The organism is Streptomyces sp. NPDC006711, from assembly GCF_042869775.1.
GTDB lineage: Bacteria > Actinomycetota > Actinomycetes > Streptomycetales > Streptomycetaceae > Streptomyces.
In genome coordinates this window covers 37,661-48,612 of the sequence record NZ_JBIAGO010000023.1, presented here as the reverse complement: position 1 = coordinate 48,612, position 10,952 = coordinate 37,661, and the positions used below count along the sequence as shown (strand labels likewise).

The window sequence follows — 10,952 nt, the reverse complement described above, 5'->3', positions numbered from 1 at the left end:
CACCGGGCGTTCGCGGATTGCCGTGATGGCCGCGCTGTCGGTGCTGTTCGGCGGGCTCGGCCTCCCCGCTGTCGAGGCGAAGGAGGCGCCCCCGAAGGTCTGGACGCCGCCGAAGACCCCGCTGCCGGACACCAAGCCGGTCAAGGGCTCAAGCCTCAAGCCGGCCGCCGCCAAGGCGCCTACCGGGAAGAGCTGGTCTCCGCCTGCCGCGAGTGACACTCCGTCCGGCACGGCGACGGCCGTCGTGGGCCGTTCCTCCTTCGGGAAGTCCCCCTCGCGAAATCCGGGCACGGCGCCTCCCCTCACGCAGGCCGGCACGCTGCCGGTCTGGATCGCTCCCGGCCAGGAGCCGGATCACGCGGCGAAGACCTCCGCCGCCGTTTCTGCGCCGAGCGGCGATTCAGCCGTGCGCGTCGAGGTGGCGGACAAGCGCAAGGCGGGCAGAGTGGGCGTCAACGGCGCCCTCGTATCGCTGACCGACACCGGAACCGGCGCGGCCCCCGGGAAGGTCCGGGTAGGCCTGGACACCTCCGCATGGGCCAAGGCGGCCGGTGCCAACTGGGCCGACCGGGCCCGGGTCGTCGAGCTTCCCGGTTGCGCGCTGACCACGCCCAAGGCCCCGGGCTGTACGCGGCGCACCCCGGTGACCGCCGGCACGGACGCCTCCGGCCGGCTGGTGGCCGAGGTCGCGATGCCGTGGAGCATGGCGCGTGGGAACGCCAAGTCCTCGTTGTTCAGCGCTGTCGAGGCTCCGCAGGCCATGGCGGCGCAGAGCGTGGTGCTGGCCGTGGAGCCCGGCCCGGCGGGGGCCGGCGGCGACTTCAAGGCCTCTCCGCTCAGCCCCTCGGCTTCCTGGCAGGCGGGCGCCAACGCGGGCAACTTCACCTACGGCTACACCGTGGAGGTCCCCTCCGCTCTGGCCGGTCCGGCTCCCAGCCTGTCGCTGGGCTACGACTCTTCGTCCGTGGACGGCAAGACCGCCTCCACCAACGCCCAGGCGAGCTGGATCGGCGACGGCTGGGACTACCATCCGGGCTCGATCTCCCGTACGTACAAGAGTTGCGACGACGCGGGTGTCAAGGGCTCCGGCGACGAGTGCTGGGGTGGTGACCTGCTGAACCTCTCGCTCGCGGGGCACGCGGGCCAGCTGGTGCGCGACGACACCTCGTGTGCGTGGCACCTGCAGGGCGAGGACGGCACCCGAGTCGAGCGGTTGACCGGCCTGGACAACGGCGCATGGAAAGGCGAGGGCTGGAAGGTCACCACCAACGACGGCACCCAGTTCTACTTCGGTGCCAACCACTTGCCCGGCGGTGACGGCAGCGACCCCGCCGCGGACTCCGTGTCCACCATGCCCGTCTACTGGCCCGGCGACGCGGACAAGTGCCTCGGCGCCGGCTCCGCCGACAAGGGGACCTGGTCGCAGATGGGCTGGCAGTGGAACCTCGACTACGTCGTCGACCCGCACCAGAATCTGATCAACTACCGCTACGCGCAGGAGGACAACTACTACACACGCGGTGGCGGCCAGAACAACGGCAACGGCACCCTCACCAAGTACCAGCGCGCCAGCCACCCGGCCTGGATCGGATACGGCCAGCGCCTGCCCGACCAGATCGCCGCCAAGGGCAAGGCCAATCCCGCCGCCCAGGTGTGGTTCCGCACCGATGAGCGCTGCTTCGCCAAGGACACGATCACCTGCGCCGAGTCCCAGCGCACCAAGGACAACGCCACGTACTGGCCCGACAGCCCGCTCGATCAGAACTGCGCCAGCAGTGGCCAGTGCCTGAACCTGTCGCCCACCTTCTGGACCACCAAGCGCCTCAAGCGGATCGATACCGAGGTCCTTGACGGGACCTCCTACCGCAGCGTCGACTCCTTCGCCCTCAACCAGTCCTTCCAGGACCCGGGAGACGGAAGTTCACCGTCGCTGTGGCTGGACTCCGTCCAGCGCACCGGCTCCAACGGCAAGACCCCCATCACCCTGCCCGCGGTCTCCTTCCAGCCGCTTCAGATCGCCAACCGAGTGGACGGGAACGTCGTACGCCCCGACGGCACCGAGGCCACGACGTCCACGTTCAAGCGCCCGCGCATTCAGACGATCACGACCGAGACCGGCGGCAGGATCAATGTCGTCTACCGGCCGGCGGAGTGCTCCCGGCTCAACCACACGATGCCGTCCTCCGAGGACCGCAACACCATGGCCTGCATGCCGGTCAGGTGGTACCTGCCCGGGCAGTCCTACCCCGACCCCGTGAAGGACTGGTTCAACAAGACCGTCGTCCAGAGCGTCACCGAACAGGACACATTCGCCACCGCCCCGACCAAGGTCACCGACTACGAGTACGGCGGCGGCATCGCCTGGCACCGCAACGACTCCGAGCTGACGGACTCCAAGACCCGTACCTGGGACCAGTTCCGCGGTTACGCCACTGTCACCACGCGCACCGGCTCCGGCAACCAGACCGAAGCCCCGCGCACCAAGGCCGTCAGCACCTACTTCCGCGGCATGGACGGCGACATCCTGGCCGACGGCTCCAAGCGGAGCGTCACCGTCGACGCCGCTGCCGTCGACGGCAGCACCAAGGTCCAGAGCGTCACCGACGACAACGTCCTGTCGGGCTTCGTCCGGCAGAGTCTTACGTACGACCGCGACGGTGGCAGTGTCATCGGCGACGAGGTCAGCACTCCCTGGCAGGGCCCCGTCACCGCGACCCGCGCCCAGTCCGGCGGCATGCCGGACATCACCGCCCGCGCCGTCAACACCGCTGAGGTCACCACCCACTCCAAGCTGGCCGACGGCAGCTGGCGCACTTCCGAGCGCAGCTCCACCTACGACAGCACGCTCGGCGCCCGCCCGGTCCAGGTCGACGACAACAGCGACGTCGGCCACCCGGAGAACCGGCTCTGCACCACTTTCACGTACGCCACCGGCCTCGACCTGGCACCCAAGCCCCTAGCCTCGCGCACCCTGATCCTCTCCGGCGGTTGCGACCAGGCGCCCACCTCCTCCAACACGGTCGCCGACACCCGTGTCTACTTCGACGGTCTGCCGCTCGGCAAGGCTAACGCGACCGGGGATCAGACCTCGACCGAGGTCCTGGAGCGCTACGCCGCCGACGGCACCCCGGTGTACCGGAAGAACGCCGCCACCACCTTCGACGCCTACGGCCGCGTCACCAGCACCGCCGACCCCACGCGCACCGACGCCACCCACCCGGACGGTGCGGTCACCAAGACCGAGTTCACCCCGTCCACCGGCGCCCTGCCCAGCCAGGTCATCCACACCAACCCGCTGGGCTGGAAGACGGTCACCAATCTCGACATCGGCCGTTCCCTGCCCCTGAAGGCCACGGACGAGAACAGCCGCGTCAGCGAACAGGACTACGACGCCCTCGGACGCCTCGTCGCCGCCTGGCAGCCCGACAGCGACCGCTCGACCGGCGCGCCCGCCGACCGCAAATTCTCCTACGCGATGAACGGCACCAACGCGCCCTCCTCCGTGCTCAGCCAGGCCCGGATGCGGGACGGCAACTACACCTCGTCCTTCACGATCTACGACGGTCTCGGCAGGGTCCGGCAGACCCAGGCCAGCACCCCCTCGGGTGTGGCCGGCCGGACGATCACTGACGCCCTCTTCGACTCGCACGGCTGGCAGACCAAGACCAGCGCGGCCTACTACAACGACGAAGCCGCCCCCGTCGGAGCGCTGTTCCTGCCCAACGGCGGTGTCAACCCGGACAGCAAGGTCCCGTCGCAGACCGTGCAGGTCTACGACGGTCTGGGCCGCGTCACAGCCTCCGTCTTCCAGTCGTACGGCATCGAGCAGTGGCGCACGAAGACCGACTACCCCGGGGCCGACGAGGTCCGCACCACCCCGCCCGCCGGCGGCTTCGCCACGGCCACCATCTCCGACGGCCTCGGCCGGCCAGTGGCGCTGCGCCAGTACCAGAGCAACACCCCCTCCGGCGCGTACGACGAGACCACCTACGGCTACAACGCGCAGGGCAAGGAGCTGTGGCGCAAGGACTCGGCGGGCAACCAGTGGACCTTCGCCTACGACCTGCTCGGCCGCCCGGTGAAGTCCACCGACCCCGACTCCGGCACCTCGACCACCGCCTACGACGACACCAGGAACCTCGTCACCACGACGGATGCGCGAGGCAAGAGCGCCACCACCGTGGCCGACCTGCTGGGTCGCACCGCCGCGACGTACGAGGGCAGCGCGATCGACCCGGCCAAGCAGGTCGGGAAGTTCACCTACGACACCCTGGCCCTTGGCAAGCCCACCGCCGCCACCCGATTTGTTGGCGGCGCCTCGGGCAGCGCGTACACGTCGGAAACCACCGGCTATGACAGGGGCTACCGCCCGCTCGGCACCAGGACCACGATCCCGGCATCCGAGGGCAAGCTCGCGGGAACGTATACGACCACCAACGCCTACGACGCCTTCGGCTACCTGAAGACGACCAAGCTGCCCGCCCTGCCGGGGGCCGGCCTGGGGGCCGAGACACTGATCTTCGGCGTCGACACGATGGGCAACCAGACCTCGCTCGACAGCACCATCGGTCTCACCAACGTCCCCTACGTGGCGGATCTTCGCTACGACCCCTACGGCCGCACCATCCGCACCACCGTCGGTGACACCGGTGCCCAGATCGTGTCCACTCTGGACTACGACAACTCCACCGGCCGCGTCATCCGCTCCATCCTCGACAAGCAGAACGCGCCGACTGCCAGCGTCGACGTCAACGAGTACACCTACAACGCGCTGGGCCAGGTCACCTCCGTCCGCGACACCCAGGACGGCAACGCGGTCGATCAGCAGTGTTTCACCCACGACTATCTCGGCCGTCTCACGCAGGCCTGGACCGACACCGGCGCGCAGACCACCGCCCCGCAGCCCAGCGTCCGCGGCATCGGCTCGTGTGCCAACAGCGGCGGACCGGCGGTCGACGGCGCAGGCAAGCCCAGCGTCGGTGGCCCCGCCCCGTTCTGGCAGCAGTACACCTTCGACAAACTCGGCAACCGCACCAAGCTCGTCAAGAAGGATGTCACCGGCGCGGCGGCCAAGGATGTGACGGTCACCCAGACCTTCGGCACCGGCCCGAACACCCCCTCCTCCGACCCGCAGTCGGGCGGCGGCACGGGCGGCCCGCACGCTTTGATGGCTTCTACGGAGACCGGTCCCTCCGGCACCACGGCCACCTCGTACACCTACGACGCGGTCGGCAACACGACATCCATCACCAGCACGCCCGGCACCAAGAATCTGACCTGGGACGGACAGGGCAAACTAGACAAGATCACCGGCACCGGCCAGAGCGCCGGCACGAGCTACCTGTACGACACCCAGGGCAACCAGCTCATCCGTCGTGATCCGGGCAAGACCACCCTGAACCTCGGTGCCGATCAGCTCACGCTGGACACCGCCAGTGGCGCCCTCACCAACGTCCGCACCTATGGGGCTCCCGGCGGCCTGTCCATCACCCGCACCACTACGGGCGGCAAGTCGACCCTGGCCTATCAGAGTTCGGACCCGCACGGCACCAATGGCATCCAGTTCAACTCCTTCGACCTGTCCCAGGCCCGCCGTCCCACCGACCCGTTCGGCAACGACCGCGGCAACCAGCCGGCAGAGGGGACGTGGGCGGGCGACAAGGGTTTTGTCGGCGGCACCAAGGAGAAGGCGACCGGCCTCACCCTGCTCGGAGCCCGCGAATACGACCCGAAGACCGCCCGTTTCATCAGCCCCGACCCCATCGTGGACGGCGCCGAGCCGCAACAGTGGAACGCCTACGCGTACGCCAACAACAGCCCCGTCAACAGGGCCGACGCCACCGGTCTCCGCATGGACTGCGGCACCGCCGCCGAGTGCCAGGGGGTCAACGAGTACTACGAAAAGCTGGCGGGGCAGTCAAAGGGGGGCGCGGGCTCGACGGGCGGCACCACAGGCGGCACGACGGCCGCCGAGACCCAGGCCGAAAGCACGCTGGACCAGGCCGAGACCACCGTCACCAAGGTCAAGGCGAAGCGCGAGGAGTTGCAGAAGCAGGTCATCCACATCGTCGGTGACTTGATCGGCTACAACGACGCCCGCGACTGCTTCACCAAGGGCGACGTCATGGCTTGCCTCAACACCGCGCTCGGCGCGGTGCCGTGGGGCAAGATCTTCAAGGCCGTCAAGATCGGCATCAAGGCCTTCAAGATCTACAAGGAGATCAACAAGACCTACGACGCCATCCGGGCCGCCGAACGCACCGCGGCCGAAGCGGCCAGAGCGTATGCGAAGGCCAAGAAGGCCGGCGACGAAGCTCGCGCCGCGGAAAAGGTCGCGGCCAAGGCGGCCGAAGAGAAGGCCGCCAAGGAGACAGCCACCGACGCGGCGGGTACCGAAGCGAAGTCCGCCAGAGCCGAGGCCGACGCCGAAGCCAAGGGGGCGGGTGAGGGCAAGGAGGCCCCCACCGAGTGCAACAGCTTCCCCTCGGGCACCCGAGTCATGATGGCCGACGGCACCACCAGGGCCATCCAGGACATCCACGACGGCGACACGGTCCTGGCCACCGACCCCCAGACCGGCCAGACCCGGCCCGAGACCGTCACGGCCACCATCACCACCCCCGACGACAAGCAGTTCACCGACCTCACCCTCACCGACGACGCCCACCCCCGCGGCCCCCCGGCCAAGGTCACCTCCACCCATCACCACCCCTACTGGAGCCAGACCCGCCACCAATGGGTCGACGCCGGCGAGCTCCGCACCAACGAACAGCTCCGCCAGCCCAACGGCGCCACCCTCACCGTCACCGCCGTCCGCAACTACGGCTACGCCGTCACCACGCACAACCTCACCGTCGAACAACTCCACACGTACTATGTGCTCGCGGGGACCACGCCGGTCCTGGTTCACAACTGTGGTCCTGGGGTTGCAACTGAAGACGATGCAATGCTTGCTCTCAACCGTGCGGAAGAGTTGCAGGCGTCCCGCAATGATTACTTCATGGCGGACGTGAAGGGCACTACGGCGGTAATTGGCGTCTTCAACTCTGAGACGAAGGCATTCACCACTCGGATCGGAATCAATGGGGGCGGTGCAATGCCTTCCGGATGGACACTTCGGCCGGGAGAGGAATTCGTGCAGGCGGCTGGGCATGCAGAGGAAGGGATCCTTAACAGCTTGGGGCCAAATGAGCATGCAGTGTTCGGTGCGGCATCGCGAAACTTCTGCGTTGCCATCTGTTCGCCCATGCTGAACGTTCGCGGGGTGACGTTGGGTGGCGCAGGGATCCGCGGTCATGCTGCACAGAACTCCCCATTCACAATCTTCTGGGCCACTGGAGGCTAGAGGGATATGGAGATTCCGTCAGAAATTCAGGCGATTCCGAACGCTTCGGACTCTGAGCTCATGCTGATCTGTGCTGCAGCTGCGGAACGGGGGGTGGCTTTCTGTCGAGCCCTAGGCCCTTCGGAGTACTTGACGTGGGTCGATGCCTCGCTTGAGCTTGCTTGGGCGGCAGCTGCTGGCGAGTCTGTCCAGGACGAGTGCGCCGAGGCGTTGGATGAGCTGGAGATGGAACCTCAGGATGGTGAGGATGATTCCTCTCGCCCAGAGTTCTATGTGACTCAGGCGGTGGGGCTCGTGGGAAATGCTCTTGCCGTCTCCTTGAGGCCTTCAGTCCCGAAGGTGGAGATGTCCATCAATGCCCTCAGGTCACTGCTCTCCATGCTCGACTTCAAGCTATCAGGAGAAAATCCCGTAATTGTAAGGTACGGAGAAGAGCCTCCTCCTCCTGGGCGGCTAGTACAAATGGAGATTGACGCCGAGCGTGAGGTCCTTGCCCTTTTGTCTCAGGGGTCAGAAGGTTCCGCTCAAGGCGTGATCGGCCGCTCGGCGGCAACTCAAGCGCAGGCATCAGCAAGCGCATTTGCCGTGCAGCTGATTCCTTCTATCGAGGAGTTTACCGAACTAAACAACTGGGAACTTTGAGAGGCGAATTAAACTCAAGATTCCGCGTCCTAAAGTAAGTATATGAAGACGCCATGTAGCTCTCCCGGAGCTGTTCCGGGGAGAGCTACATGGCGTCTTGACGGCAGTAGTTGACGGCAACGTCAGCGGACGGGGGCTGCACAAAGCGGCGGGCCGTCTCCGTCGTCGGGGTTGGTGGCGGCCTCGGAGGTCTTGCCGGGGGTGCGCCCGAGGAGGTCGATGGCGTCGCGCTGGAGGCGGAGGCGGACGTGGGCGTACACCGCCGCGGTTACGCCGATGTGGGCATGCCCCAGAAGCTCCTTGATGACGACGAGTTCGACGCCCTTCCAGGAGGAGGGTCGCGGTCGAGTGCAGGAGTGCGTTGAAGTGGTGGGTGAGGGTGGCGGGTTCGATGGGGTGGCCGTCCGGGCGTGTGAAGACGAGACCGTTGTTCACCCACTCTTGACCGGCCTGCTGCTTCTCGCGGGCCTGCCGGTCGCGGTGCGCGCGGAGCGAGGTGATGCAGGCGGCCGGGAGCGCGATGCGGCGTTCCGAGCTGATGGTCTTGGTCGGCAGGGTGGTGGGGCCGCCGGTGCGAGTGCGTTGGAGGGTGCGGCGGATGCTGGCGGTGCCAGCGTCGAGGTCGAGATCTTCCCAGCGCAGGCCAAGGAGTTCGCCCTTGCGTAGCCCGGTGCGAAGGGCGAGCTCAAACAGAGTCTGGAAGCGGTGGCCGTGGACGGCCGTGAGGAAGTGCCGGGCTTCGTCGGCGGTGAGGGGTTCGAAGCGGCGGAGGCGCGGAGTGGGTGCGGACGTTGCGGGCGACGTTGCGCGGGATCTCTTCCTCGCGGACGGCGTGCTCCAGGGCGGACTTGAGGACGGAGTGGATATAGGCGAGCGTCAGCGGGGACAGCCGCTTGCGGCAGCACTTCCCGATGGCGCAGCAGCGGGGTCGGCGGTCGGCCTGCGCGTCCGGCTTGCGGCCTGTCGCCGAAGGCGTGGAAGCGACTGGGCAGGCCCAGCACGAATGACGGGAACCGCTTCACGCTGGACATGGCGCGGGCCCACACGCGAACCGGAGACCTGTCGGCGGCCATGGACGAGCTGACCCGCGGTCGGGAAGCCGCCCCCGAGTGGCTGAGGCACCAGAACTCGGCGGCCGAGACGATGCAGGAGATCCTGAGCAAGCGCAAGCGCACACTGACCAGCGACATGCGCGAGATGGCCGGCTACCTGGGCGTGGTCGGATAGCTGCTACGCCGCGTGGCAGTTCGCGGACCTTGCGTTGCGATCTGCTCTGCTGGGCACGTGGATTGACAGGTAGTCAGGTCGTTACGGTCGCCGTGTCCTGTTCCAGCGACTGAGGCCGGGGATCCACTGTGGGTATGCCGAAGAGCGACGCGGACCGTCTGTGTCGCAGGGAGTTGCACGAAGCGGCGTCGGGCATGGCGGGACCTCGCCTGCTGCCATGGACCACCGAGGACGGACGCCCCTGCTACCTGAGCACCGACGGCAAGGGCTACATCTCGACGCTCGCCGACGGCATCGAAACCGTGCAGCTCGGCATGGGCCAGGAGCTGCTGGACTACGCCCGGGGCACCCTGGCCCCCGGAGCCAAAGCGCAGTCGGCGATCGAATACCGCTGGCTCGCCTGCCGGCTGACCGAGGCCCTGTCGGACGCGCTCAGGGTCGCCGAGTCGCGCGGAGAGCGCATCCCGGTGCCGCAGGAGGAGGTGGCCGAGGAGGGTGAACCTGCGAACGCCAGCCCCCTTGGCGGGCAGGGGGGAAGACTGATGGGCAAGGCCACCCGCTACCGCTTCCGCGAGTACCACGTGACCACCGCGACCGACCCTCTGGCACTGCCGACCTTCGAGGCGATCTGCGTCACCGGCGAAGAACAGGACTGCGCTGCCGCGTCCGGCGAGCTGCACACCACCGAGGAACTGACGCGCTGGATCGCCGGGCACTGCGCGCAGACCGGTCACCAGTCGTACGAGCAAACCATGCGCACCGTCGTCCGTGCCGAGCCCGGAGCTTGGCAGTGGGATCCCGCGCAGCGGGCGACGGCACCACGACTGGTCTACACCTCTGATGGCAGTAGCGACGGCAACAACCACGGACTTTGGCGCACATTCACGGACACCGACGGACCGTCAAACCACCATTGACCTGCGAAAAGGCAGGTGGAGAGGGGGCGCGTAGCACACGTACTATGTGCTGGCGGGGACTGCGCCGGTCCTGGTTCATAATTGCGGAGACGCCCCCACTCATGTCACAGGCAAGGGTGATGACCCGCTAGTTCCGGAGCTCATCAACGACATTAATGCCCGCTATCCCGGGCATGTGCGAGCTGAAGGCGTCACGATAAATGGGCCGCATGGTGAAACGCTCACGGACTTTGACGTCGTGACCCGGAATGCTGTGGTGCAGGTGAAGAGCGGTTCAGGAAAGGGTGCTCTCAAGCAGGCTCTAAAAATGCAAAGCCTGACGGGCTTCCCCGTCATCGTCTACCTCCCGCAGGGGCGGGGCAGCGTGATCAAGAGTCTGGAGCAGGCTGGCATCATGGTGACAAAAGACAAGGACCTACTACTCGACGTCCTGGCCCAATAGGCTGCGAAATCCTCTGTCCGGTTTGCAGTCTTCGACGGGAAGGGAGTCGCAGTGCGACCTACCATCGTCCTTCTGAGTCCTCATGGTGATCACGAGAAGCTGGTGACGCGCTTGCGTGGAGTCGGCTCCTATCGGGAAGCCGAATTCTTCGATCACTTGGACCGAGGGGAATGCCGATTCGGGGTGACGTTTCTGGAGATGTTATCGGCGAGTTTGACGAGGAAGATCTTTCTGGGATTTCCGAGGAACTCGGAGAGTTCGGGGCGGTCCTCATTGCATACCCCGGCATGACGTGTGTTCGCAACCTTCTTGTGGACGTGCTTTCAGGAATTCGGGGAATCCTGGACACAAATTACGGTGAACTTCTGGACTATGAGAG

5 protein-coding genes and 1 pseudogene are annotated in these 10,952 nt (G+C 66.8%); 5 read left to right on the top strand and 1 reads right to left on the bottom strand.

Features of this window, described 5'->3' with window-relative positions:
* The first annotated feature begins 25 nt into the window (after positions 1-25).
* Both ACFYM2_RS31245 and ACFYM2_RS31240 read left to right on the top strand, forming a co-directional pair.
* Entirely contained in the window at positions 26-7,345 is a 7,320-nt protein-coding gene (locus ACFYM2_RS31245) for a polymorphic toxin-type HINT domain-containing protein (protein WP_388840877.1), read from the top strand.
* A 6-nt stretch (positions 7,346-7,351) separates the two neighbouring features.
* A complete protein-coding gene (locus tag ACFYM2_RS31240) occupies positions 7,352-7,987 on the top strand; it encodes a hypothetical protein (protein ID WP_388840874.1) in 636 nt (211 codons plus the stop codon).
* 122 nt (positions 7,988-8,109) lie between these two features.
* On the opposite strand, the pseudogene ACFYM2_RS31235 reads toward ACFYM2_RS31240, so the two are convergent.
* Positions 8,110-8,918: pseudogene (locus tag ACFYM2_RS31235) on the bottom strand (tyrosine-type recombinase/integrase); the annotation flags it as partial.
* A 98-nt stretch (positions 8,919-9,016) separates the two neighbouring features.
* On the opposite strand from ACFYM2_RS31235, the gene ACFYM2_RS31230 reads away from it, so the two are divergent.
* The 3 genes from ACFYM2_RS31230 (at position 9,017) to ACFYM2_RS31220 (ending at position 10,573) form a co-directional block, all read left to right on the top strand.
* Entirely contained in the window at positions 9,017-9,214 is a 198-nt protein-coding gene (locus ACFYM2_RS31230) for a hypothetical protein (RefSeq protein WP_359005834.1), read from the top strand.
* Positions 9,215-9,348: 134 nt separating this feature from the next.
* A complete protein-coding gene (locus ACFYM2_RS31225) occupies positions 9,349-10,131 on the top strand; it encodes a hypothetical protein (protein WP_388840870.1) in 783 nt (260 codons plus the stop codon).
* 175 nt (positions 10,132-10,306) lie between these two features.
* A complete protein-coding gene (locus ACFYM2_RS31220; RefSeq protein ID WP_388840867.1) occupies positions 10,307-10,573 on the top strand; it encodes a hypothetical protein in 267 nt (88 codons plus the stop codon).
* Positions 10,574-10,952: the final 379 nt, after the last annotated feature.

Bases quoted from the DNA above. Each gene is read 5' to 3' on its own strand.
- ACFYM2_RS31245 (WP_388840877.1), top strand. From the start codon at position 26: ATGGCCGCGCTGTCGGTGCTGTTCGGCGGGCTCGGCCTCCCCGCTGTC.
- ACFYM2_RS31240 (WP_388840874.1), top strand. From the start codon at position 7,352: ATGGAGATTCCGTCAGAAATTCAGGCGATTCCGAACGCTTCGGACTCT.
- ACFYM2_RS31230 (WP_359005834.1), top strand. From the start codon at position 9,017: ATGGCGCGGGCCCACACGCGAACCGGAGACCTGTCGGCGGCCATGGAC.
- ACFYM2_RS31225 (WP_388840870.1), top strand. From the start codon at position 9,349: ATGCCGAAGAGCGACGCGGACCGTCTGTGTCGCAGGGAGTTGCACGAA.